The sequence below is a fragment of the Pseudomonas thivervalensis genome, from assembly GCF_001269655.1.
GTDB lineage: Bacteria > Pseudomonadota > Gammaproteobacteria > Pseudomonadales > Pseudomonadaceae > Aquipseudomonas > Aquipseudomonas thivervalensis.
This window is the reverse complement of the sequence record NZ_LHVE01000018.1, coordinates 1-22,207: the sequence shown is the minus strand read 5'-3', so window position 1 is coordinate 22,207 and position 22,207 is coordinate 1. Positions and strand designations below refer to the sequence as shown.

The 22,207-nt window shown below is 61.6% G+C and carries 23 protein-coding genes; 13 read left to right on the top strand and 10 right to left on the bottom strand.

Going from position 1 to position 22,207, the window contains the following annotated elements; genetic code table 11:
• The 3 genes from aroQ to AD659_RS23875 form a co-directional block, all read right to left on the bottom strand.
• On the bottom strand, positions 1 to 441 hold the full coding sequence (aroQ, locus tag AD659_RS23885; protein ID WP_053125577.1) for a type II 3-dehydroquinate dehydratase: 441 nt from the start codon (positions 439 to 441) through the stop codon (positions 1 to 3).
• Positions 442 to 708: 267 nt separating this feature from the next.
• Positions 709 to 1,788, bottom strand: a complete 1,080-nt coding sequence (trmA, locus tag AD659_RS23880; protein ID WP_053125576.1) for a tRNA (uridine(54)-C5)-methyltransferase TrmA — start codon at positions 1,786 to 1,788, stop codon at positions 709 to 711.
• Positions 1,785 to 3,080 carry an NCS2 family permease gene (locus AD659_RS23875; protein ID WP_053125575.1) on the bottom strand — a complete coding sequence of 432 codons (1,296 nt, stop codon included), beginning with the start codon at positions 3,078 to 3,080 and terminating at the stop codon, positions 1,785 to 1,787. Before AD659_RS23875 ends, trmA begins: the two co-directional genes overlap by 4 nt.
• A gap of 204 nt (positions 3,081 to 3,284) precedes the next feature.
• On the opposite strand from AD659_RS23875, the gene AD659_RS23870 reads away from it, so the two are divergent.
• Entirely contained in the window at positions 3,285 to 3,737 is a 453-nt protein-coding gene (locus AD659_RS23870; RefSeq protein WP_053125574.1) for a DUF4879 domain-containing protein, read from the top strand.
• Between the two features lie 161 nt (positions 3,738 to 3,898).
• A complete protein-coding gene (locus tag AD659_RS23865) occupies positions 3,899 to 4,465 on the top strand; it encodes a DJ-1 family glyoxalase III (RefSeq protein ID WP_053125573.1) in 567 nt (188 codons plus the stop codon).
• A gap of 6 nt (positions 4,466 to 4,471) precedes the next feature.
• Here the strand turns inward: AD659_RS23865 and AD659_RS23860 are convergent, their stop codons facing one another.
• Together AD659_RS23860 and AD659_RS23855 are read right to left on the bottom strand one after the other, a co-directional pair.
• Entirely contained in the window at positions 4,472 to 4,759 is a 288-nt protein-coding gene (locus tag AD659_RS23860) for a HigA family addiction module antitoxin (protein WP_053125572.1), read from the bottom strand.
• A 15-nt stretch (positions 4,760 to 4,774) separates the two neighbouring features.
• Positions 4,775 to 5,053 (bottom strand): type II toxin-antitoxin system RelE/ParE family toxin, encoded by a 279-nt coding sequence (locus AD659_RS23855; RefSeq protein WP_053125738.1) that lies wholly within the window; start codon positions 5,051 to 5,053, stop codon positions 4,775 to 4,777.
• Positions 5,054 to 5,245: 192 nt separating this feature from the next.
• Between AD659_RS23855 and AD659_RS23850 the strand changes: the two genes are divergently transcribed.
• The 3 genes from AD659_RS23850 to AD659_RS23840 are packed head-to-tail and all read left to right on the top strand — an operon-like array spanning position 5,246 to position 8,972.
• Complete coding sequence (locus tag AD659_RS23850) at positions 5,246 to 5,773, top strand: (2Fe-2S)-binding protein (protein ID WP_053125571.1); 528 nt, start codon at positions 5,246 to 5,248, stop codon at positions 5,771 to 5,773.
• Positions 5,770 to 6,771 carry an FAD binding domain-containing protein gene (locus AD659_RS23845; protein WP_053125570.1) on the top strand — a complete coding sequence of 334 codons (1,002 nt, stop codon included), beginning with the start codon at positions 5,770 to 5,772 and terminating at the stop codon, positions 6,769 to 6,771. The genes AD659_RS23850 and AD659_RS23845 overlap by 4 nt, the downstream gene beginning before the upstream one ends.
• Positions 6,771 to 8,972, top strand: a complete 2,202-nt coding sequence (locus AD659_RS23840; protein WP_053125569.1) for a xanthine dehydrogenase family protein molybdopterin-binding subunit — start codon at positions 6,771 to 6,773, stop codon at positions 8,970 to 8,972. The genes AD659_RS23845 and AD659_RS23840 overlap by 1 nt, the downstream gene beginning before the upstream one ends.
• Positions 8,973 to 9,018: 46 nt before the next feature.
• Here AD659_RS23840 and AD659_RS23835 read toward each other — a convergent pair whose 3' ends face one another.
• Positions 9,019 to 10,257 carry an MFS transporter gene (locus tag AD659_RS23835; protein WP_053125568.1) on the bottom strand — a complete coding sequence of 413 codons (1,239 nt, stop codon included), beginning with the start codon at positions 10,255 to 10,257 and terminating at the stop codon, positions 9,019 to 9,021.
• Between the two features lie 483 nt (positions 10,258 to 10,740).
• Here AD659_RS23835 and AD659_RS23830 point away from each other — a divergent pair, with 483 nt between their 5' ends.
• Genes AD659_RS23830 through AD659_RS29525 form a run of 3 tightly spaced genes read left to right on the top strand, consistent with a single transcriptional unit; the run spans position 10,741 to position 13,367 of the window.
• Positions 10,741 to 12,180, top strand: a complete 1,440-nt coding sequence (locus tag AD659_RS23830) for a cytochrome ubiquinol oxidase subunit I (RefSeq protein ID WP_053125567.1) — start codon at positions 10,741 to 10,743, stop codon at positions 12,178 to 12,180.
• 3 nt (positions 12,181 to 12,183) lie between these two features.
• A complete protein-coding gene (cydB, locus tag AD659_RS23825; RefSeq protein WP_053125566.1) occupies positions 12,184 to 13,191 on the top strand; it encodes a cytochrome d ubiquinol oxidase subunit II in 1,008 nt (335 codons plus the stop codon).
• A gap of 11 nt (positions 13,192 to 13,202) precedes the next feature.
• Positions 13,203 to 13,367: a DUF2474 domain-containing protein gene (locus AD659_RS29525; protein ID WP_003205785.1), complete on the top strand. Its 165-nt coding sequence runs from the start codon at positions 13,203 to 13,205 to the stop codon at positions 13,365 to 13,367.
• A gap of 40 nt (positions 13,368 to 13,407) precedes the next feature.
• Here AD659_RS29525 and AD659_RS23820 read toward each other — a convergent pair whose 3' ends face one another.
• Together AD659_RS23820 and AD659_RS23815 are read right to left on the bottom strand one after the other, a co-directional pair.
• The gene (locus AD659_RS23820) at positions 13,408 to 14,547 is read right to left on the bottom strand and encodes a methyltransferase (RefSeq protein ID WP_053125565.1); all 1,140 of its coding nucleotides are present in this window, start codon (positions 14,545 to 14,547) and stop codon (positions 13,408 to 13,410) included.
• A gap of 182 nt (positions 14,548 to 14,729) precedes the next feature.
• A complete protein-coding gene (locus AD659_RS23815; protein ID WP_053125564.1) occupies positions 14,730 to 15,443 on the bottom strand; it encodes an autoinducer binding domain-containing protein in 714 nt (237 codons plus the stop codon).
• A 294-nt stretch (positions 15,444 to 15,737) separates the two neighbouring features.
• On the opposite strand from AD659_RS23815, the gene AD659_RS23810 reads away from it, so the two are divergent.
• Positions 15,738 to 16,514, top strand: coding sequence for a ferredoxin--NADP reductase (locus AD659_RS23810; protein ID WP_053125563.1), 777 nt, complete (start codon positions 15,738 to 15,740; stop codon positions 16,512 to 16,514).
• A gap of 30 nt (positions 16,515 to 16,544) precedes the next feature.
• Here AD659_RS23810 and mscL read toward each other — a convergent pair whose 3' ends face one another.
• Positions 16,545 to 16,958 carry a large-conductance mechanosensitive channel protein MscL gene (gene mscL / locus AD659_RS23805; protein ID WP_003205779.1) on the bottom strand — a complete coding sequence of 138 codons (414 nt, stop codon included), beginning with the start codon at positions 16,956 to 16,958 and terminating at the stop codon, positions 16,545 to 16,547.
• 281 nt (positions 16,959 to 17,239) lie between these two features.
• Between mscL and katB the strand changes: the two genes are divergently transcribed.
• The 3 genes from katB (at position 17,240) to radA (ending at position 20,858) form a co-directional block, all read left to right on the top strand.
• Complete coding sequence (gene katB / locus AD659_RS23800) at positions 17,240 to 18,781, top strand: catalase KatB (protein WP_053125562.1); 1,542 nt, start codon at positions 17,240 to 17,242, stop codon at positions 18,779 to 18,781.
• 118 nt (positions 18,782 to 18,899) lie between these two features.
• Positions 18,900 to 19,448 (top strand): ankyrin repeat domain-containing protein, encoded by a 549-nt coding sequence (locus AD659_RS23795; RefSeq protein WP_053125561.1) that lies wholly within the window; start codon positions 18,900 to 18,902, stop codon positions 19,446 to 19,448.
• A gap of 42 nt (positions 19,449 to 19,490) precedes the next feature.
• Positions 19,491 to 20,858, top strand: a complete 1,368-nt coding sequence (gene radA, locus AD659_RS23790; protein WP_030140305.1) for a DNA repair protein RadA — start codon at positions 19,491 to 19,493, stop codon at positions 20,856 to 20,858.
• 206 nt (positions 20,859 to 21,064) lie between these two features.
• Here the strand turns inward: radA and AD659_RS23785 are convergent, their stop codons facing one another.
• Positions 21,065 to 21,427 (bottom strand): PilZ domain-containing protein, encoded by a 363-nt coding sequence (locus tag AD659_RS23785; protein WP_053125560.1) that lies wholly within the window; start codon positions 21,425 to 21,427, stop codon positions 21,065 to 21,067.
• 159 nt (positions 21,428 to 21,586) lie between these two features.
• On the opposite strand from AD659_RS23785, the gene AD659_RS23780 reads away from it, so the two are divergent.
• The coding region (locus AD659_RS23780) for a carbon starvation CstA family protein (RefSeq protein WP_282955970.1) at positions 21,587 to 22,207 on the top strand (621 nt) is incomplete at its 3' end.

The following is a 22,207-nucleotide window of genomic DNA, read 5'->3' as shown; positions in this document are numbered from 1 at the left end:
TCAACCCTTCAACCGCTGACTGAAATGTTCAAGGGCCAGGCGATAACCATGGCTGCCAAACCCGCACATCACGCCAATGGCGACGGATGAGACAAAGGAGTGATGGCGGAAGGTTTCGCGGGCGTGGACGTTGGACAGGTGGACCTCGATCACCGGCACCTCGCTGGCCACCAGGGCGTCGCGGATCGCCACGGAGGTGTGGGTCCAGGCCGCCGGGTTGATGACGATACCGGCGCACCGGCCTCGGGCGCCGTGAATCCAGTCCAGCAGTTCGCTTTCCTGGTTGGTCTGGCGAAACTCCACCGCCAGGCCGAGTTCATCAGCGGTGCGGCCACACAGGGCCGAGATGTCGGCCAGGGTTTCATGGCCGTAGGTTGCCGGCTCGCGGGTGCCGAGCAGGTTCAGGTTCGGGCCGTTGAGCACCAGAACGATCGGAGGCATCGCAATTTCTCCACATTTTTATTGTTGGTGTCGGCGGGTTTCAGCCGGTGGAGATAAATTGTACTAGATGGTTAATTTGGTCAAATAAAGCAGCGGTCATTGGGCAATAAGTGTTCGATGATCGAACAGTGCCCCAGGCATGTATCGCCGGTGATTGGAATTGTGGCGAGGGAGCTTGCTCCCGCTCGGTTGCGCAGCAACCGCAAAAAGCTTGGGACTGCTGCGCAGCCCAGCGGGAGCAAGCTCCCTCGCCACAGGGGGGCGTGGTTAGCGCCGTGTCAACAACACCCCGGATTCCATGTGATGGGTCCAGGGAAATTGATCGAACAGCGCGCAACGCGTGATGTGGTGGGTGTCGTTCAGTTGCGCGATGTTCGCGGCGAGGGTCTCAGGGTTGCAGGAGATGTACAGGATATTGTCGAAGCGTCGGGTCAGCTCGCAGGTGTCCGGGTCCATGCCGGCGCGCGGCGGGTCGACGAAGACACTGCCGAACTCATAGCTTTTCAGGTCGATGCCCTGCAGGCGGCGGAACGGCCGGACTTCGTTCAAGGCTTCGGTCAATTCTTCAGCGGACAGGCGCACCAGGGTGACGTTATCCACAGCGTTTTCGCTGAGGTTGCTCAGCGCGGCGTTCACCGAGGTCTTGCTGATTTCGGTGGCCAGGACTTTGCGCACGCGGGTGGCCAAGGGCAGGGTGAAGTTGCCGTTGCCGCAGTACAACTCCAGCAGATCGTCGCTGCGATCGCCCAGTGCTTCATAAGCCCAGTTGAGCATCTTCTGATTCACCGTGCCGTTGGGCTGGGTGAAGGCGCCTTCGGGCTGGCGATAGCTGAAGGTGCGACCGCCCACCTCAAGTTTTTCCACCACGTAGTCATGGCCAATCACTTCGCGTTTGCCCTTGGAGCGGCCAATGATGCTGACGCCCAGATCGGCCGCCAGCTTCGAGGCGGCCGCGTGCCAGTGCTCGTCCAGCGGGCGGTGATAACACAGGGTGATCATCGCGTCGCCGGCCAGGGTGGTCAGGAACTCCACTTGGAACAGCTTATGGCTCAGGGGGGCGCTGGCCTGCCAGGCGGCCTTGAGTTGCGGCATCAACTGGTTGATGCGCAGGCTGGCAATGGGAAATTCCTCGATGAGGATCGGCGTGCGCTTGTCGTCCTGGGAAAACATCGCGTAATGCCGTTCGCCGGCCTCGCGCCAGAGGCGGAATTCGGCCCGTAGGCGAAAGTTTTTCAGGGGCGAATCGAACACCGCAGGTTCCGGTGCATCGAACGGCGCCAACAGGTCACGCAAGCGGGTGACCTTGTCCTGTAACTGGGCGGCATAGGCCTGGGAATCAAATGTCATGCGTTGAACCAACCCAACTTGATCACGAACAGGATCGACAGAATGACCAGCGCCGGGTTCAACTCACGGCCACGGCCAGACACCAGTTTGATGGCGGTCCAGGCGATGAAACCGAAAGCGATGCCGTTGGCGATGGAGTAGGTGAACGGCATTGCCAGGGCGGTTACCACCACCGGGGCGGCGACGGTGATGTCGTCCCAGTCGATCTCTGCCAGGCCCGAGGTCATCAGCACGGCGACGAACAGCAAAGCCGGCGCGGTGGCGAAGGCCGGGACGCTGGCAGCCAATGGCGAGAAGAACAACGCCAGCAGGAACAGGATCGCCACGACGATGGCGGTCAGGCCAGTGCGGCCGCCGGCGCTGACGCCCGCTGCCGATTCGATGTAGCTGGTGGTGGTGGAGGTGCCCAGCAGCGAACCGGCCATGGCGGCGGTACTGTCGGCGATCAGCGCACGGCCCATCTTCGGCATGTGGCCGTCCTTGCCCATCAGGCCGGCGCGCTTGGCGACGCCGATCAGGGTGCCGGAGTTGTCGAACAGGTCGACGAACAGGAAGGCGAAGATCACGCTCACCAGGCCGATGTCCAGGGCGCCCTTGATGTCCAGTTGCAGGAAGGTCGGGGCCAGGGACGGTGGCGCGGAGATGACGCCACTAAACGGGGTGAAACCCATCAGGATCGAGACAAGGGTGACCGCCAGGATGCCGATCAGCACGGCGCCGCGTACTTTCAAGGCTTCGAGGGCGACGATCAGGACAAAACCGAGGGTCGCGAGGATCGGCGCCGGTTGCTTCAAGTCGCCGAGGCCGACCATGGTCGCCGGGTTTTTCACCACGATGCCGGCATTGTTCAGGGCGATCAGCGCCAGGAACAGGCCGATACCCGCAGCGATGGCTGAGCGTAGCGGCAGCGGGATGCTGTTGATGATCCATTCGCGGATGCGAAAGATCGACAGCAGGAAGAACAGCACGGCGGAGATGAACACCGCGCCCAGCGCCACTTGCCAGGTGTGGCCCATGTGCAGGACCACGGTGTAGGTGAAGAAAGCATTCAGGCCCATGCCCGGGGCGAGGGCGATCGGGTAGTTGGCGATCAGGCCCATGACCGTGGAGCCAATGGCCGCTGCCAGGCAGGTGGCGACGAACACCGCGCCCTTGTCCATGCCGGTTTCGCCGAGGATGCTCGGGTTGACGAACAGAATGTAGGCCATGGCCAGGAAGGTCGTGACGCCCGCCAGGATCTCGGTCCGCACGTTGGTGTTGTGTGCCTTGAGTTGAAACAGCCTTTCCAGCATGTCTGCTCCCCGTGGCGCGCCCGGCGCCGTGAATGTATCGACCTCAACAGCAAAGCACAGGTCGCCAGCGGCGCCCGGGAATTTTCTGCGGGTCGGAAAAAGCCGCGCATCATACCAGCAGCGTAGCGTTGTGGCTGCGATCGTCGTCGATGTTTTGCCAACGCGCCAAGTGGGCCATACTGCGCGCGGTTCTGGGAGGTCTCTATGTTTCAACTGAATAAAAAGCGGTTGGCGGTCGTGGGCTGCGCGCTGGGCCTATGCTTGCCCGGCCAGGCCGTCAATGCCGCGTCGGCACCGCCCTTGAGTGAGGTCAAGGTGCTCAAGGTCGAGTCGCCGGCCTGTGGCTTCGAAGACATCGTCCCGGGGCAGGCGCAGACGCGTTGCGACCACGGCCCGACGATCAAGGTCTATGTGTTGGAGGTCGGCTATGGCCGTCAGCCCCATGTCACCCTGGACGGCTTTGAAGTCGACGGCACGCGCTCGCCGGTGTGTGCGTACAGCAATGGCAATCTCAATGACTGCTCGGTGAGGACCAAAGTCGTCGGCTATGTGTACGTCTTCGACCTGAAGGGCAAGCAAGAGGGCACCTTCAGCTTCAGCAACCAGTCGATCAACGCCCCGGGCAACCGGATGTCGACCCAGCTGTACATCAAATAGCCCGCCTCTCGCATAGGAACTGCATAAGGGCTGTGTAGGAGCTGTCGAGCGCAGCGAGGCTGCGATCTTTCCCCAGGCGCTGGAATCTCAAGCGCCTGTAAAAAGATCGCAGCCTTCGGCAGCTCCTACACTACAGGCATTACCCAGTGGAGAGAGCGCCCATGATTCCTGGAACCAAGATCCCCCGAGCCCTGATCGCCGTCGCCGAGGGCGTCGACGACTTGCAAACGGTCACCCTGATCGATGTGTTGCGTCGAGCGCAGATCGAAACCGTGGTGGCGAGCATCGAAGGACGGCGCATGCTCACCTGCGCCCGCGGCACGCGCCTGACGGCCGATGGCATGCTGGTGGACGTGCTCGCGCAGGAGTTCGACCTGGCCGTCCTACCGGGCGGCATCATCGGCGCCCAGCACCTGGCGGCCCATCAGCCGCTGCAGCAACTGATCAAGGATCAAGCCGCCGCCGGACGCTTCTTCGCCGCCATCGCCGAAGCCCCGGCCCTGGCGCTACAGGCCTTTGGCGTCCTGCGCCAGCGACGCATGACCTGCCTGCCAGCGGTGAGCCAGCAACTGTCCGGTTGCAGCTTCGTGGATCAACCCGTGGTGGTGGATGGCAATTGCATCACCGCCCAAGGCTCGGCCGCGGCCCTGGCGTTTGCCTTGATGCTGGTGGAACAACTCAGCGGCAAGGGTGTGAGGAGCGTGGTGGCGGCGGAGTTGCTGGCCTGACCGAGGTCAAGCGTGCAGGGGGAAAGGTTCGATCGCGGGCTGCTCACGGCGCTCGGCTTGCCACAGGTCGTAGTCGGTCTGGACGCCCAGCCAGACCCTGGCCTTGCCGATCCCGGCACGCTCCAGGCGCACGGCGAGATCGGGGCTGATGGGTGCATGACCATGCAATACCCGGGAGAGATGAGGCCGGGCGAAGCCCAGGTGTCGCGCCAGTTCGGTGACCGTGATGCCCAGCTCGGGCAACACGTCCAACCGCAAGGTTTCGCCAGGGTGTGGCGGATTGTGCATGGGCATGTTCCAGCCTCCTGATCAGTGGTAGTCCAGATAATCGACCAGTTCGATATCGGACCCGATGAAACGAAAAATAACCCGCCAGTTTCCCGAGACCCCCAGCGACCAGTATCCATCCAGCTCACCCTTGAGCGGATGCAATCGCCATCCTGGGATATCCAAGTCATTGGCGACCTGTGCCCTCTCCATGAACTGGAGCATGCGGGCCAGGCGTTTTCCGTGGTCCGTCCGGATACCACGGGTCGACCCCGTCTCATAAAAGAGCCTGAGGCCTTTGTGCTGGAAGGATTTAATCATGGAAAGAAGTGTAAGGCGATACATTACACCCTGTGTGGTACATATGTACCGCACAAGCCCGCTAAATCCAGGCTGCTTGCGTTGTCGTAGCCACCGTAATTGCCTTGAACGCTTCACCCCACCCTGAAGTCGTACCCCTTATGACGGCGGTTTCCCAAAACGCCGCGAGTACGACCAACCGTGAGGTGTTCCATGAGCGCGACCCTGTCCGAAGCGACGTCAGCGTCCTTCGTCCATCATCCGATTCGTCTGACCCTCAATGGCCAGGTGCGAGAGCTGCAAGTGCTGGCCTGGACCACCTTGCTGGACCTGCTGCGTGAGCAACTGGACCTGGTGGGCAGCAAGAAAGGCTGCGACCACGGCCAGTGCGGCGCCTGCACGGTGCTGCGCGATGGCAAGCGGATCAACGCCTGCCTGACCCTGGCGGTGATGTGCGACGGCGCCGAGTTGACCACCATTGAAGGCCTGGCCGGCGATGAGGGATTGCATCCCATGCAGCAGGCATTCATCACCCATGACGCGTTCCAGTGCGGCTACTGCACGCCGGGGCAGATCTGTTCAGCGGTGGCGCTGGCCAACGAGGGCAGGGCACAGACCCGCGCAGAGATCAGTGAACTGATGAGCGGCAACCTTTGCCGGTGCGGCGCCTACAACAACATTCGCGATGCTATCGAAGACGCCTTGCCTCGTTGCCGTCAGGAACAAGGGGGTGACCGATGAACCCCTTCCAATACAGCAAGCCGGACACGGTGCAGGCGGCCGTCGATCTGTCGAGCCCGGTTTCCCGCTTCATCGCCGGCGGCACCAACCTGCTGGACCTGATGAAGGAAAACCTCACCCGCCCCGAGCACCTGATCGACATCACCGGCCTGCCCCTGGCGGACCTCAGTGAAACCCCGTCCGGCGGGGTGATGATCGGGGCCTTGGTGAGCAATGCCGACCTGGCCTGGCACCCGTGGATCGAGCGCCGTTATCCGCTGCTGGCCCAGGCCATCCTGGCGGGCGCCTCGCCGCAACTGCGCAACATGGCCAGCACCGGCGGCAACCTGCTGCAACGTACCCGCTGCTATTACTTCTATGACGCGAGCGTGCCGTGCAACAAGCGCCAGCCCGGCAGCGGCTGCCCGGCCCGGAATGGCTTGAACCGGATCCACGCGATTTTCGGCGCCAGCGATCAATGCGTCGCCACCCATCCCTCCGACATGTGCGTGGCCTTGGCCGCCCTGGACGCGGTGGTCCATGTCCTGGGTCGCGGCGGGGCGCGGACCATTGAGTTCGCCGACTTCCATCGCCTGCCCGGTGACGCGCCGGAGCGCGATAACCAACTGGCCGACGATGAGCTGATCACCGCCATCGAATTGCCTGCCGCCGGTTTTGCCGAGCATAGCCACTACCTGAAGATCCGTGACCGCGCCTCCTACGCTTTTGCGTTGGTCTCGGTGGCGGCGGCGCTGGAACTGGACGGGCCGGTGATTCGCCAGGCACGCCTGGCCCTGGGGGGCGTGGCGCACAAACCCTGGCGCGACCGGGCCGTGGAGAGCTGGCTGACCGGGCAGACTGTCAGCCGCGAAACCTTTACTGCCGCCGCCGATGCGCTGCTGCAAAACGCCGAGCCGCTGGAGCACAACGGCTTCAAGGTCAGACTGGCGCGGCGGGCGATCGTCCGCGCCTTGAGCGATGCCGCGTTGGGTGGCGCACTGCAGGGAGGACACGCCTGATGAACGCTCCGAGCAAATCCATAGGACAGCCACTCGACCGGGTCGATGGCCTGCTCAAGGTAACGGGCCAGGCGCGTTACGCCGCTGAATACCCCGAGGACGGCCTGCTCCACGGCAGCGTCGTATCCGGCACTGTCGCCCGTGGCCGTGTGCTGCGCATCGATGCGTCCCGAGCCTTGGCACTGCCCGGCGTAGTCGCGGTCATCGACCACACCAACCGGCCGAGGATCGCCAGCTACGACGAGCCTTACCAGGATGCCGACGCGGCGGACGGCTCGCCGTTCCGGCCGCTGTACAACGATCAGGTGCTCTACAGCGGTCAGCCGCTGGCCCTGGTGGTGGCGGAAAACCTTGAGCTGGCGCGGTATGCCGGCTCACTGGTTGAAATCGAATACGCGGCCGAGGATCACCAGACCGATCTGACAATCCTGCAAAACGAGGCTCATCCGGCACCCGCTGAATTGCCCAAGCCCCGTGGGAATTTTCAGGGCGAGTACGCCAGTTCCGCGCTCAGCGTGGACGTTTCCTACAGCACGCCGGTCGAACACCACAACCCGATGGAGCCACATGCCTCCACCGTGCTGTATCAGCCTGACGGCAGCCTGCATATCCACGACAAGACCCAAGGCACGCAAAATTGCCAAGCCTATGTACAGAAAGTCTTCGGCCTCGAGAAAGAACAGGTGCGCGTGTTTGCCGCGTTTGTCGGCGGCGCCTTCGGTTCCGGGCTGCGCCCGCAGTATCAATTGCCGTTGGCGGTGATGGCGGCACTGGCCCTCAAGCGCTCGGTACGGGTCAGCCTGACGCGCCAGCAGATGTTTACCTTTGGTTATCGGCCGCGAACCCTCCAGCGCCTGCAATTGGGGGCGGCGGCCAATGGTCGCTTGCTGGCCGTGGCGCACACCGCCGTCGGCCAGACTTCGCGCTTCGAGGACTTCACCGAGCACGTGGTGGAGTGGAGCGGCATGCTCTATCACTGCGACAACGTGACATTGACCTATAAGTTGGTGCCGCTGGACGTCTACACGCCCCTGGACATGCGCGCGCCCGGCGCGGCCCTCGGGCTGATTGGCCTGGAATGCGCCATGGATGAACTGGCCTGTGCACTGGCGATCGATCCGGTGCAGCTGCGGTTGATCAACTACGCCGAACGCAACGAGAACGAAGGCAAGCCCTATTCCAGCAAAGAACTGCGTGAATGTTATGCCCAAGGCGCCCGTCGTTTCGGTTGGGACAAGCGCAACCCGGAGCCGCGCAGCATGCGTGAAGGTCGACAATTGGTCGGCTGGGGTATGGCCGGTGGCGTGTGGGAGGCCATGCAGCAGAAGGCCAGTGCGAAAGCGTCCCTGGACACCAATGGCAAGCTGACCGTCAGCAGCGCCACCACGGACATCGGCACCGGGACCTACACCGTCATGACCCAGATCGCCGCCGAGGCGTCAGGCGTTTCCCTTGAGGACGTCAGGTTTGTCCTGGGCGATTCGTCGCTGCCCACCGCGCCGCTGCAAGGCGGTTCGTTCACCGTCTCGTCAGTGGGTACCGCCGTGCAGCAGGCCTGTGAAGCGCTGAAGGAAAAGCTCCTGGCTGTGGCCCGTCAGGCGTGTCCGGCCTTCAGCGGTGCGACCCTTGAGCAGGTGACGTTTGCCGAGGGCCAATTGCGGTTGGGCGAAGCGAGTGTCGCCCTTGCGGAGCTGGCGCAAAAGAGCGGCGAGACACCGTTGCAGGCCCAGGTTACCGCCGAGCCGGATGCAAAGCGCCAGGCCTACGCCACGGCCACTCACTCGGCGGTATTTGTCGAAGTACGGGTGGATGAGGACCTGGGGACGGTGAAGGTCAATCGAGTGGTCAGCGCCATCGCCGCGGGCCGGGTCGTCAACCCGAAAACCGCCCGCAGCCAGATTCTCGGTGGGGTGGTGTGGGGCGTCGGCATGGCCCTGCACGAAGAGACCCTGACCGACCACGCCCTGGGGCGCCACATGAACCATAACCTGGCCGAGTATCACGTGCCGGTCAGTGCCGACATCGGTGACATCGAGGTGATTTTCGTCGAGGAACAGGACGATATCGTCAATGCGCTCGGGTCCAAGGGCGTCGGGGAGATCGGCATTGTCGGGGTGGCCGCGGCGGTGGCCAATGCGATCTACCACGCCACCGGCAAGCGGGTGCGGGACTTCCCCATCACCCTCGACAAGTTAATCTAGTGGCCTGCGTGGCTAATTCGAGTACTCGAATTAACCGTACAGGCCACTAGGCTTTCGCTTCGTCCACCGGTTCGTGCATCCGGTCGCGGTTGGCCAGGGTCGGGAACAGTTTGATCCAGGTCCCGGTCACCAGCAGCGTGCCCACACCGCCCATGACCACCGCTGGCACCGTGCCGAACCAGTGGGCGGTGAGGCCGGACTCGAACTCGCCCAACTGGTTCGAAGCGCCGATGAACAGCCCGTTCACCGCGCTGACCCGGCCGCGCATTTCGTCCGGGGTTTCCAGTTGGACGAACGAGGCACGGATCACCATGCTGATCATGTCCGCCGCGCCCAGCACCACCAGCACCGCCAGGGAAAACCAGAACGAGGTGGAGAGGCCGAAGGCAATGGTGGCGACGCCGAATACGCCCACCGCAGTGAACATTACCCGGCCGACCTTGCGCTCCACGGCAAACCGCGCCAGCCACAGCGACATCAGCAAGGCCCCGACCGCTGGCGCCGAACGCAGCAGGCCCAGGCCCCAGGGGCCGGTGAGCAGGATGTCCTTGGCGAAAACCGGCAGCAGCGCTGTCGCACCGCCAAGCAACACCGCGAACAGGTCCAGGGAAATCGCCCCGAGGATGTCCGGGCGGCTGCGAATGAAGCGAACCCCGGCCAGCAACGAATCCAGGGTCGCCTTGCCTTTGTTCAGCGGCGTCTGCCGGGCGGGCAGGTTGAGCATCAGGCAGCAGGCAATGAGGTAAAGCACCACGGTGGGCCCATAGACCCAGACACTACCGAAGGCGTAGAGCAAGCCGCCCAGTGCGGGGGCGACGATGGTGGCCGACTGCTGGGCCGATTGCGCGGCGGCCACGGCACGGGGAAACAGGCCGGCCGGCACGATGCTCGGCAGCAATGCCTGGGTGGTGGGCATTTCGAAGGAGCGGGCGGCGCCCAACAGGAAGGCGAGGATGAAGATCATTTCCCGCGTGACATGGTCGGTGGCGCTGCCGACCGCCAGCGCCAGGGCAATCATGGCCTGCAAAGACTGGCAAATCGCCGCGACCTTGCGCCGATCATAGCGGTCCGCCACGTGCCCGGTGTGGAGCATGAACAGCACGCGCGGGGCAAACTCCACCAAGCCCACCAGGCCCAGGTCGAGGACGTTGCCGGTCAGTTGATAGAGGTTCCAGCCGATGGCCACGGTGAGCATCTGGAAGCCGCTCGCGGTGAAGATCCTGGCCAGCCAGAAGGCGATGAAGGGACGATGGTGACGGAGCAGCGGCGGTGCTTGGCTGGGCATCTATGACGGGTCCGGTGGTGAAGGCCACGAGATTATCACCGAGCTGTAACCGGAAGTTGCGGTGGTGGGAAAAATAGTTAGCCAAACATCGATTTCAAGCTGACGCGGGCTTTTGTGGCGAGGGAGCTTGCTCCCGCTCGGTTGCGCAGCGACCGCAAAATCTTGGGGGCCGCTGCGCAGCCCAGCGGGAGCAAGCTCCCTCGCCACAGGGGATTGCCTGCATTTAGCGCGCTATTGCGGCACTGAGACAACCTGTCACGCGACAAAAGACCACGCCGTCCATCGGCAATAATGCGACTACTCTTTGAGCATTGCTTGATCCAGATCAATACCCCAAGGGGCGTTGGGCTGGTGGCCATCCGGCCTAGAGTCCTGCGTTGTGACGGTTAAAAAAAGAACGATTTGAAAAGCACTGCACTCCATATCCCTGGGGGGTGGTGCAAGCCCCGCCCGCAGCCGGTTTTACCTGACAGAGGAAGACTTATGTTCGGTTTGGAGGCGCTCGATCTCGCCCGAATCCAGTTCGCGTTCACGATCTCGTTCCACATCCTGTTCCCGGCCATCACCATCGGCCTGGCGAGTTACCTGGCGGTGCTCGAGGGCTTGTGGCTCAAGACCCGCGATGACACCTACCGTGACCTGTACCACTTCTGGTCGAAAATCTTTGCCGTCAACTTCGGCATGGGGGTGGTGTCCGGGTTGGTCATGGCCTATCAGTTCGGGACCAACTGGAGCCGCTTCTCGGACTTCGCCGGTGCGGTGACCGGGCCCCTGCTGACCTACGAGGTGCTCACGGCGTTCTTCCTCGAAGCGGGTTTCCTGGGCGTGATGCTGTTTGGCTGGAACCGCGTCGGGCGCGGCCTGCATTTCTTTTCCACGGTCATGGTGGCGATCGGCACCCTGATCTCGACTTTCTGGATCCTGTCCTCCAACAGCTGGATGCAGACCCCCCAGGGCTACGAAATCATCGACGGTCGGGTCATCCCGGTGGACTGGCTGGCGGTGGTGTTCAACCCCTCGTTTCCTTATCGCTTGTTGCACATGTCCACCGCAGCGTTTGTCGCCACGGCGTTCTTCGTCGGCTCGTCGGCGGCCTGGCATCTGCTGCGCGGCCGCGACAACCCGGCCATTCGCCGGATGCTGTCGATGGCGATGTGGATGGCGTTGCTGGTCGCACCGATACAAGCCGTCATCGGCGACTTCCATGGCCTGAACACCCTCAAGCATCAACCGGCGAAAATCGCCGCCATCGAGGGGCACTGGGAAAACGTCGGCAATGAACCGACCCCGCTGATCCTGTTCGGCTGGCCCGACATGCAAGCGGAAAAAACCAAATACGCCGTGGAAATTCCTTACCTGGGCAGCCTGATCCTGACGCACTCGTTGACCGAGCAGGTGCCGGCGCTCAAGGAATTCCCGCCTGAGGACCGACCGAACTCGACCATCGTGTTCTGGTCGTTCCGGGTCATGGTCGGCCTCGGGTTGCTGATGATTTTTACCGGCCTGTGCAGCCTGTGGCTGCGCCGCAACGATCGGATCTATCAGTCCCGACCGTTCCTCCACCTGGTGCTGTGGATGGGGCCGTCCGGCCTGGTTGCGATCCTGGCCGGCTGGTTTACCACGGAGATCGGCCGCCAGCCTTGGGTGGTCTATGGCTTGATGCGCACGGCCGATGCGTCGTCCGGCCACAGCTTCGCCCAGATGAGCATCACCCTGGTGCTGTTCGTCGTGGTGTATTTCGCGCTGTTCGGTGCGGGCCTGAGCTACATGATGCGCCTGGTGCGCAAGGGGCCGGAGGCCCACGAAGCCGAGCCGAGCGATGGTGGCCCGGGCCAGAAACGCACCCCGGCCCGGCCATTGTCGGCTGCCAATGCAGGCGACGACGACGTGGACCACAACGACCGCTCGAACAAGGGGAATTGAGTCATGGGTATCGATCTTCCGCTGATCTGGGCCGTGGTCATCATCTTCGGCATCATGATGTACGTGATCATGGACGGCTTCGACCTGGGGATTGGCATTCTCTTCCCCTTCGTCAAGGGCGAGCGCGACCGCGACGTGATGATGAACACCGTGGCACCGGTCTGGGACGGTAACGAAACCTGGCTGGTGCTGGGCGGGGCCGGACTGTTCGGGGCGTTTCCGCTGGCTTACTCGGTGGTGCTTTCGGCGCTGTACCTGCCGTTGATCCTGATGCTCATCGGCCTGATTTTCCGCGGCGTGGCCTTCGAATTCCGTTTCAAGGCCAAGGCTGAGAAGCGCCACCTCTGGGACAAGGCGTTCATTGGCGGCTCGCTGACCGCCACCTTCTTCCAAGGTGTGGCGCTGGGGGCGTTCATCGACGGCTTCGAGGTGGTCAATCGCCAGTTCGCGGGCGGCTCCCTGGACTGGTTCACGCCGTTCACGGTGTTTTGTGGCCTGGCGCTCATCGCGGCGTACGCGTTGCTCGGCTGCACCTGGCTGATCATGAAGACCGAGGGCAAGTTGCAAGAGCAGATGCATGACCTGGCCCGGCCGCTGGCGTTCGTGGTGCTGGCCGTGATTGGTATCGTCAGTATCTGGACGCCACTGGCCCACGCCGACATCGCGGCCCGTTGGTTCACGTTGCCGAACCTGTTCTGGTTCCTGCCGGTGCCGATCCTGGTGCTGGTGACCATGTACGGATTGTTCCGCGCGGTGGCGCGCAATGCCAACTACACGCCTTTCATCCTGACCCTGGTGCTGATCTTCCTCGGCTACAGCGGCTTGGGCATCAGCCTGTGGCCGAACATCGTGCCGCCGTCCATCTCGATCTGGGACGCCTCGTCACCGCCGCAGAGCCAGGGCTTCATGCTGGTGGGCACGTTGTTCATCATTCCGTTGATCCTGGTGTACACCTTCTGGAGCTACTACGTGTTCCGCGGCAAGGTGACCCACGACGACGGCTACCATTGAGGGTGTCGAGCATGGCCAAACCTGACTTGAAAGACATCGAGGCCGCCGAACGCAAGCCGCTCTGGCAACGGCTCGGCTGGCTGGCGCTGATATGGGCCGGCAGTGTGCTGGCGCTGTTCATTGTCGCCAGCCTGATGCGGATGTTCATGAATGCCGCAGGATTGACTACCCACTGATTTCCCGGTGGGGGCAAGCTTTGCTCCCACCGGGAATGATTTATTTGCGGGCCTTGAGAATCACGAATTTCGGCGTGGCGGCCACTTGCTCTACACCTCGGAACAACCGCGCCAGTTTGCTGTGGTAGCCCAGGTGCCGGTTGCCGACGATGTACAGAGCGCCACCCACCACCAACGCTTCGCGAGCCTGCTGAAACATCCGCCAGGCGAGGAAGTCGCCCACCACTTGCTGCTGGTGGAAGGGCGGGTTGCACAACACCACATCCAGGGATTGCGGCGCTTGTCCGGCCAGGCCATCGCCGGCCCGGAGGGTCGCTTCGCGATTGCCCAGGGCCGCACGCCAGTTCTCGGCTGCCGATTGCACGGCCATATACGACTCGTCCACCAGGGTGTAGTGGGCCTCGGGGTTTTGCAGGGCGCTGGCGATGGCCAGCACGCCGTTGCCGCATCCCAGGTCGGCGACCCGGGCCGTTCCGAGATTTTTCGGCAGATGGGGCAGGAACGCACGGGTGCCGATATCCAGGCCTTCGCGGCAGAACACGTTGGCATGGTTGAGCAGTTCGATCTTCGGTTCGTCCAGCCAATAGCGCGTGGGGTAGGGCGATACGGTCGGCGCACTGTTGAGTGACGAGGCGCCGGGCGGTGTGGCGATCAACAGCCGCGCTTTTTTCACCGCCAGTGAGGCCTGCACCGGACCGATGTAGCGCTCCAGCAAATCGCCAGCGGCACGGGGCAGGTGCTTGATCATGGCCCCGGCGATCACTTGGGCGCCCGGCGCCAGTTGGCCTTGCAGGCGAATCAGTTGTTCCTCCAGCAGAGCCAGGGTTTTCGGGACTTTGATCAGGACGCGATCGAACGGGCCGGTCAACGGTTCGCTGGCGGGCAAGGTTGGCACGGCATCGAAGGGCCGGCCGTTGCGCACCAGGTTTTTTTCCAGCGCCTGCAATGCCAGGAACGAATCACCGCTGCTGGTGACGTCGACTTTGCCGACCAGGCTGGCGGCCAGGGCACCGAAGCCGTCGTTGAGCACCAGGACCCGGGCCTGCGCGGCCGGTTGTTGTTCGGCCAGGTACGCGAGCAGGTATTCATCGGCCGCATCGAAGGCTTGCAGCGGTTCGTTCTGCTGTTCGGGTTGGCGGATCAGGTCGAGTTGGGCGAAAGGGCTGTCAAGCAGGGGCATGGCTGGGGGCTCTGGAGATCAACGAAAGTCCCGCTGCCTGGAGGTAGGTGTCTATGCGGGACCACCTGAATGAACGGCGTCGCGTGCAAGCAGCGGCATCATTCAAGAGGGACCGTAAATGGTACGTTTTTTTGTTGCACATTACCCGTGGGTTTTTCAGTTCGGCAGTGCGGCTCCGCTGGTCAGATCACATGGATCTGGGCGGCCTTGGCCACCGCTGAAATCTTATTGCTGACGTTCAGTTTGCGCATGCAACTGCATACATGGAAATTCACGGTTCGTTCGGAAAGACAGAGAATCCTGCCGACTTCCGACGCCGTCTTGCCTTCGGCTGACCACCTCAATACTTCGATCTCTCTCGGTGACAAGTGGCATCTGGGCTGGACTTCGATGGCGTCCACCAGTTTCTTGCTGGCGAGGGCATGCAGCCTTTGACTGGCAAAGATGGCATAGCCGAGATTTCCATAGTGCTCCTCGATGTCGATAGGGCAATGAGTCCGTGCGAGGCTGAACAGGCTGTATTGCGCGCCTTGTTCGTCATGAACGGCCTGGGTCCAGCCGTACTTGAGTCCCTGTCGATTGAGTTCTCGCCATAACTTGGGGGCCTGAGCGAAAACAGTCTCATCCCACAAGATGGGGAGCGGTGATTGATTGCAATGTGCTACTAACGGGTCGTTCGATGCATAACCGTTCTGTTCATAAAGCCGGTCCCATCCATAAGGGTAGTTATTCAGATTCACCTTACTGGTGTGTTTGTCGGGGCTTCCGAGATAGGCTGCAAATGCGCAATATTCAAATCCCTGATTGTTAAAGAAATTAAGTACAAGACGATAGGCCGTCTGCAGGTCTTTTTCACAGGATAACTTCCTCAGCAATAAGTCCTTCCACCTGTCCATCGCTTTCTCCTGGCTTTGATTCGTCCATGCGGATCCAATCCATGATGCGAAATTTTAGTGTAGGACTATTCCTAACTTGTAGTGAGGTTTTTTTAACTTGCTTACATTTGGAAATATTTAATGGATTAATGTTTCAGATTGATTTCTTTTGCATGCTCCCAAACTTTGTACAAGTTTGGTCAAGGATTTGAATAAGAAAGTGGCGAGTGCATCTAAAGTGCCATTGCTCGCCCGTCGGTGGTGAAAAGGTTCACTTTGCGGGACACTGCAGCTCTTGTCTCATAGGAGTGGCTCATGACCGACAGCGCAGAGAAGTTCACCCGCCAAACCCTGCTCGATGTCCAGCCGTTGACGCCTCATTTGTTTACCTTGCGCACGACCCGGGATCAAGGCTTTCGCTTCCGGGCGGGCCAGTTTGCCCGGCTGGGCGTCGCCAAGGCGGACGGCACCACCGTCTGGCGGGCGTACTCCATGGTGTCGTCGCCGTTCGACGAGTTTCTCGAATTCTTTTCCATCGTGGTTCCCGATGGCGAGTTCACCAGCGAACTCAGCCGCTTGCAGCCGGGTGACGAACTGTTGGTGGATCGCCAGGCTTTTGGCTACCTGACGCTGGACCGCTTTGTCGACGGTCGGGATCTGTGGCTATTGTCCACGGGGACGGGCGTGGCGCCGTTTCTTTCGATTCTCCAGGATTTTGAAGTCTGGGAAAAATTCGAGCGGATCATCCTGGTGTACAGCGTGCGCGAGGCACAGGAGTTGGCGTATCAGAAACTCATCCAGGAACTGCCCCAGCGCGACTATCTGGCCGAGTACGCTCACAAGTTTCGTTTTATTGCGACCGTCACCCGTGAGCAGCATCCGGGGGCGCTCAGCGGGCGGATTACCACCTTGATCGACAACGGCGAGTTGGAGCGCACCGCCGGCGTGGCGCTGACGCCGGAGCATTCGCGGGTGATGCTGTGCGGCAACCCGCAAATGATCGACGACACGCGCAAGCTACTCAAGGCCAGGGGCCTGCAACTGAGCCTGACCCGTCGTCCGGGCCAGGTGGCGGTGGAAAACTACTGGTAGGTTTTGGCGAGGTGTCAGTGACTGACTGCTTCAGGGCCGCTCGTTCTGAGCCTTGAGCAGATCGCGAATTTCACTCAGCAACAGCTCTTCCTTGGTCGGAACAGGGGGCGCGCTGGGGGCTACGGCTTCTTCACGCTTGAGGCGGTTGATGGCCTTGACGCCCATGAAAATAGCGAACGCCACGATGATGAAGTCGATGGTGCTCTGGATGAATTTACCGTAGGCCAGCACCACCGCAGGCGCATCACCCTGGGCGGCCTTGAGCGTAATGGCCAGGTCACTGAAATCCACGCCACCGATCAACAGGCCAATTGGCGGCATGACCACGTCGCCAACGAAGGACGAAACGATTTTGCCAAAAGCGGCGCCGATGATGATCCCGACGGCCATGTCGACGACATTGCCTTTGACCGCGAAGGCCTTGAACTCGCTTAGCACGCCCATGAGTTATTCCTTTTGACAGATGAAAGATGAGTGGCAGTGTAAGTCAGCCTGACGGGTCCTGCTCGAAACACCGACTTACAAAGCTTCAGTTATCGACCCGGCCCGGGGTGAAAAGTTTTCAAAGTGCCACCAATCGCGCGTGATACGCGGTTTCAGGTCGGCGCCCTATAACGTTTTTTCTATCGGCACGGTACGGCATTTCTATTTAGGTTTTCCTTTTCCCGGCACTAGCCTCTGGATGGCGCACATGGATGCGCTCTATAACATCAGAGGAACATGCTATGAACACTTCCCTTGGCCACGGGGCTTCTTCCCATCGCCGCGCTTTTTTTGTGCTGACCGCGAGCCTTCTATCCTTGTCTGTCAACGCGGCGACCCTGACCCGGGACAACGGTGCGGCGGTCGGCGATAACCAGAATTCGCAAACGGCGGGCCCGAATGGTCCGACCCTGCTGCAAGACGTGCAGTTGATCCAGAAGCTCCAGCGCTTCGATCGTGAACGCATCCCCGAGCGCGTGGTGCATGCCCGCGGTACTGGCGCCCACGGTACATTCACCGTGTCCGACGACCTCAGCGACTTGACCAAGGCCAAGGTTTTCGCCGCAGGCCAGGTGACCCCGGTGTTCGTGCGTTTTTCGGCCGTGGTGCACGGCAACCATTCACCCGAAACCCTGCGCGACCCCCGTGGTTTCGCCACGAAGTTCTACACTGCCGACGGTAACTGGGACTTGGTGGGCAACAACTTCCCGACCTTCTTCATTCGTGATGCCATCAAGTTTCCAGACATGGTTCATGCTTTTAAACCTGACCCGCGGACTAACCTGGACGATGATTCACGCCGTTTCGATTTCTTCTCCCATGTTCCAGAGTCGACCCGCACCCTGACCGAGTTGTATTCCAACTCCGGCACACCCGCCAGTTACCGTGAAATGGATGGTAACGGTGTGCATGCCTACAAACTGATTAACGCCAAGGGCGAAGTTCACTACGTGAAGTTTCATTGGAAAAGTTTGCAGGGTCTGAAAAATCTCGATCCGAAAGAAGTTGTGAAAGTTCAGGGTCAGGATTACAGCCATATGACCAATGATCTGGTCAGCCATATCAATAAGGGCGACTTCCCGAAGTGGGATTTGTACGTCCAGGTGCTCAATCCACAGGACCTTGCCAAGTTCGACTTCGACCCATTGGACGCGACCAAGATCTGGCCGGGTGTGCCTGAGCGCAAGGTCGGGCAGATGGTCTTGAACCGCAATCCGGCGAATGTCTTCCAGGAAACCGAGCAGGTGGCCATGGCGCCGGCCAATCTGGTGCCAGGCATCGAGCCCTCCGAGGACCGTTTGCTCCAGGGGCGGGTGTTTTCCTACGCCGATACGCAGATGTACCGGATAGGCGCCAATGCCCTGCAATTGCCGATCAACGCCCCCAAGGTGGCGGTGAACAATGGTAACCAGGACGGTGCGATGAACCTGGGTAGCACCAGCACCGGCGTGAATTACCAGCCGAGCCGCCTGACGCCTCGTGAAGAACCGCAAGCGGCGCGCTACAGCCAGACCGCGCTGAGCGGCAGCACCCAACAGGCGAAGATCCAGCGTGAGCAGAACTTCAAGCAGGCCGGTGATTTGTATCGTTCGTTCAGCAAGAAAGAGCGTGATGACTTGATCGAGAGCTTCGGTGGCTCGCTGGCGACCACCGATGACGAGAGCAAGCACATCATCCTGTCGTTCCTCTACAAGGCGGATCCTGAGTACGGCACTGGCGTGGCCCGTGTTGCCAAAGGCGACCTGGCCCGGGTCAAGGCCCTGGCGGAAAAACTGAGCGACTGATCCATCTGTAGGAGCGAGCTTGCTCGCGATTCAGGCGACTCGGTCTGGCTGTGCACCGCTGCGTCTGCATCGCGAGCAAGGCCGCTCCCACAGTCTTGAGTCATGGGGAGACGTCGTAATGGGTAAATTTCTTCTATCAATGCTCGCGGCGTGGTCAATGAGCGTAATGGCCGATCAGTCGATACCCACCGAGCCGGCCGCCGTGCAGGAACAACTGCAAAGCTATTATTTCGACGCCGCTCGCCGGGGCGATGTACCGATGCTCGATACGTTTATCGAGGCCGGTTATTCGCTGGATACCCGGGATGAGAAGGGCTACACCGCGCTGATTCTGGCGGCTTACCACGGCCAGGGTCCGGCGGTGGAGCGGTTGCTGGCCGCAGGTGCCGATGCCTGCGCCCAGGACAAACGCGGCAACACGGCGCTGATGGGCGCCATTTTCAAGGGCGAAGTGCAGATTGCGCGGCGTTTACTGTCCAGCGATTGTAGCCCGGACCAACGCAACGGTGCCGGACAGACCGCGGCGATGTATGCCGGTCTGTTCAAGCGTGGCGAGTTGCTCGATGCCTTGAAGGCCAAGGGCGCCGACCTCGAGGCCCGGGATCCGTTGGGCAATACCGCGACGGATCTGGCCAAGGGTGAAATCAGAATGCCGGCCCCGCGCTGACCCCCGTGTGGGCTATCATCGCGGTTTTTACCCGGAGTTCAGATGGCCAAGGCAAAGCGCATGTACGGCTGCACCGAGTGCGGCTCGACCTTTCCCAAATGGGCCGGCCAATGCAGCGAATGCGGGGCCTGGAACACGCTGACTGAAACCATGGTGGAAAGCGGCGGTGCGGCGGCGCCCACCGGGCGCACGGGCTGGGCCGGTCAGCAGGCACAGATCAAGACCCTGGCCGAAGTCAGTGTTGAAGAGATCCCGCGATTTTCTACCGCGTCCGGTGAACTGGATCGGGTACTGGGCGGCGGCCTGGTGGACGGTTCGGTGGTGCTGATCGGCGGGGACCCGGGCATCGGCAAATCCACCATCCTGTTGCAAACATTGTGCAACCTCGCCACCCGCATGCCGGCGCTGTATGTCACTGGCGAAGAGTCCCAGCAGCAGGTCGCCATGCGCGCCCGGCGCCTGGGCCTGCCCCAGGACCAATTGCGGGTCATGACCGAGACCTGCATCGAAACCATCATCGCCACGGCGCGCCTGGAAAAACCCAAGGTGATGGTGATCGACTCGATCCAGACCATTTTCACCGAACAACTGCAATCGGCCCCGGGCGGCGTGTCCCAGGTGCGCGAAAGCGCGGCGTTGCTGGTGCGCTACGCCAAGCAGAGCGGCACGGCGATTTTCCTGGTAGGCCACGTTACCAAGGAAGGTGCGCTGGCGGGGCCGCGCGTGTTGGAACACATGGTCGATACCGTGTTGTATTTCGAAGGCGAATCCGATGGCCGCCTGCGTTTGCTGCGGGCGGTGAAGAACCGCTTTGGCGCGGTCAACGAACTGGGTGTGTTCGGCATGACCGACAGGGGTCTGAAAGAAGTCTCGAACCCGTCGGCGATCTTTCTGACCCGTGCCCAGGAAGAAGTCCCGGGTAGTGTGGTCATGGCGACGTGGGAAGGCACCCGGCCGATGTTGGTCGAGGTGCAGGCGCTGGTGGACGACAGCCACTTGGCGAACCCACGCCGGGTCACCCTGGGCCTGGATCAGAATCGGCTGGCCATGCTGCTGGCGGTGTTGCATCGACACGGCGGAATCCCGACTCACGACCAGGACGTGTTCCTCAACGTCGTGGGCGGGGTCAAGGTATTGGAGACCGCGTCCGACCTGGCGTTGATGGCGGCGGTCATGTCCAGCCTGCGCAACCGGCCGTTGCCTCACGACCTGCTGGTCTTCGGCGAAGTGGGGTTGTCGGGGGAAGTGCGACCGGTGCCCAGCGGGCAGGAGCGGCTCAAGGAGGCGGCCAAGCACGGTTTCAAGCGCGCCATCGTGCCCAAGGGCAATGCGCCTAAGGAAGCGCCGGCAGGGTTGCAGATTATCGCGGTGACACGCCTGGAGCAGGCGTTGGATGCGTTGTTCGAATAAAGTCGAGGCGGATGCAGGCCCTGTGGCGAGGGAGCTTGCTCCCGCTGGGCTGCGCAGCAGACCTGAAATCTGCACCTCGGTGTGTCAGGTTGATTGAGTCGCTGCTTTTGGGGCTGCTACGCAGTCCAGCGGGAGCAAGCTCCCTCGCCACGGGGGATCGTGTACATGGAGGGGGACTCTGCACACTGGGGCTGCGGCGGGGCTTTTCAAATACGAATCAACGCCGCCAATTCCCGCTTCAGCTCGTCCTGGTCGCCCAGGTTCAACTCCACTAGCCGGCGCAGATGCTCGATGGAGTCCAGATCGATATGTTCGCAGACGAAGCCCAGGTGACCGTTGTCGTCGTGGCGCAACAGGACTTCCATCCTTACGGACTCCTCTTCCTCGTTGCTCAGGTGAATAACGGCTATGAAGGGCTCTTCGGGATTGCCGAGCCAGGGTTCGGGCTTTTCGATCAGCAAACCTTTAAGAGACACATCCAACAACTTCACCGGCCAGATGAAGGGGCCTTGGCTCAGCTCGGTCCTGGCATGGAATTCAATTCGTTCGAAGCGGCGACGTTCGCTCATTACGCATCCCCTCTGAAGATTCATTGACTATAGACCCTACTGAGGGAGCCTCGTCACCGTTTGGCCACCGACAGACGAATGTCGAGTATGGCCTTTGCCCAGGTTAGCGCTAAACTCCAATGGCTATCTTTCTTGTCCACCCTGGCTGGAATACAAATAATGAAAAACAATAATAGCCTGCTACGCCATCTGCCCTGGCTACTGCTGGCCGTCGTGGGAGCGTGCGCCCTGGGCGTCGTGGCATTGCGTCGAGGCGAGGCGATCAACGCCCTCTGGATCGTCGTCGCAGCCGTGGCCATCTACCTGGTCGCCTACCGCTACTACAGCCTCTTCATCGCCAACAACGTGATGCAACTCGATGCGCGCCGGGCCACCCCCGCCGTGCTCAACAACGATGGCCTGGACTATGTCCCGACCAACAAACACATCCTCTTCGGCCACCATTTCGCGGCCATTGCCGGGGCGGGGCCGCTGGTCGGGCCGGTGCTGGCGGCGCAGATGGGCTACCTGCCCGGCACGCTCTGGCTGATCGCCGGCGTGGTGCTGGCCGGTGCGGTGCAGGACTTCATGGTCCTGTTCCTGTCCACCCGCCGCAACGGTCGCTCCCTGGGCGACATGGTGCGCGAGGAAATGGGCCGCATTCCCGGCACCATTGCGCTGTTCGGCTGCTTCCTGATCATGATCATCATCCTCGCGGTGCTGGCGCTGATCGTGGTCAAGGCCCTGGCCGAGAGCCCGTGGGGGATCTTCACGGTGATGGCGACCATCCCGATCGCGATG

Bases quoted from the DNA above. Each gene is read 5' to 3' on its own strand.
- cydB (WP_053125566.1), top strand. From the start codon at position 12,184: ATGGGTATCGATCTTCCGCTGATCTGGGCCGTGGTCATCATCTTCGGC.
- AD659_RS23810 (WP_053125563.1), top strand. From the start codon at position 15,738: ATGACCGACAGCGCAGAGAAGTTCACCCGCCAAACCCTGCTCGATGTC.
- AD659_RS23815 (WP_053125564.1), bottom strand. From the start codon at position 15,443: ATGGACAGGTGGAAGGACTTATTGCTGAGGAAGTTATCCTGTGAAAAA.
- AD659_RS23840 (WP_053125569.1), top strand. From the start codon at position 6,771: ATGAACGCTCCGAGCAAATCCATAGGACAGCCACTCGACCGGGTCGAT.
- AD659_RS23865 (WP_053125573.1), top strand. From the start codon at position 3,899: ATGATTCCTGGAACCAAGATCCCCCGAGCCCTGATCGCCGTCGCCGAG.
- trmA (WP_053125576.1), bottom strand. From the start codon at position 1,788: ATGACATTTGATTCCCAGGCCTATGCCGCCCAGTTACAGGACAAGGTC.
- AD659_RS23870 (WP_053125574.1), top strand. From the start codon at position 3,285: ATGTTTCAACTGAATAAAAAGCGGTTGGCGGTCGTGGGCTGCGCGCTG.
- radA (WP_030140305.1), top strand. From the start codon at position 19,491: ATGGCCAAGGCAAAGCGCATGTACGGCTGCACCGAGTGCGGCTCGACC.
- AD659_RS23835 (WP_053125568.1), bottom strand. From the start codon at position 10,257: ATGCCCAGCCAAGCACCGCCGCTGCTCCGTCACCATCGTCCCTTCATC.
- katB (WP_053125562.1), top strand. From the start codon at position 17,240: ATGAACACTTCCCTTGGCCACGGGGCTTCTTCCCATCGCCGCGCTTTT.
- AD659_RS23850 (WP_053125571.1), top strand. From the start codon at position 5,246: ATGAGCGCGACCCTGTCCGAAGCGACGTCAGCGTCCTTCGTCCATCAT.
- AD659_RS23860 (WP_053125572.1), bottom strand. From the start codon at position 4,759: ATGCCCATGCACAATCCGCCACACCCTGGCGAAACCTTGCGGTTGGAC.
- AD659_RS23785 (WP_053125560.1), bottom strand. From the start codon at position 21,427: ATGAGCGAACGTCGCCGCTTCGAACGAATTGAATTCCATGCCAGGACC.
- AD659_RS23855 (WP_053125738.1), bottom strand. From the start codon at position 5,053: ATGATTAAATCCTTCCAGCACAAAGGCCTCAGGCTCTTTTATGAGACG.
- aroQ (WP_053125577.1), bottom strand. From the start codon at position 441: ATGCCTCCGATCGTTCTGGTGCTCAACGGCCCGAACCTGAACCTGCTC.
- AD659_RS23845 (WP_053125570.1), top strand. From the start codon at position 5,770: ATGAACCCCTTCCAATACAGCAAGCCGGACACGGTGCAGGCGGCCGTC.
- AD659_RS29525 (WP_003205785.1), top strand. From the start codon at position 13,203: ATGGCCAAACCTGACTTGAAAGACATCGAGGCCGCCGAACGCAAGCCG.
- mscL (WP_003205779.1), bottom strand. From the start codon at position 16,958: ATGGGCGTGCTAAGCGAGTTCAAGGCCTTCGCGGTCAAAGGCAATGTC.
- AD659_RS23795 (WP_053125561.1), top strand. From the start codon at position 18,900: ATGGGTAAATTTCTTCTATCAATGCTCGCGGCGTGGTCAATGAGCGTA.
- AD659_RS23820 (WP_053125565.1), bottom strand. From the start codon at position 14,547: ATGCCCCTGCTTGACAGCCCTTTCGCCCAACTCGACCTGATCCGCCAA.
- AD659_RS23875 (WP_053125575.1), bottom strand. From the start codon at position 3,080: ATGCTGGAAAGGCTGTTTCAACTCAAGGCACACAACACCAACGTGCGG.
- AD659_RS23830 (WP_053125567.1), top strand. From the start codon at position 10,741: ATGTTCGGTTTGGAGGCGCTCGATCTCGCCCGAATCCAGTTCGCGTTC.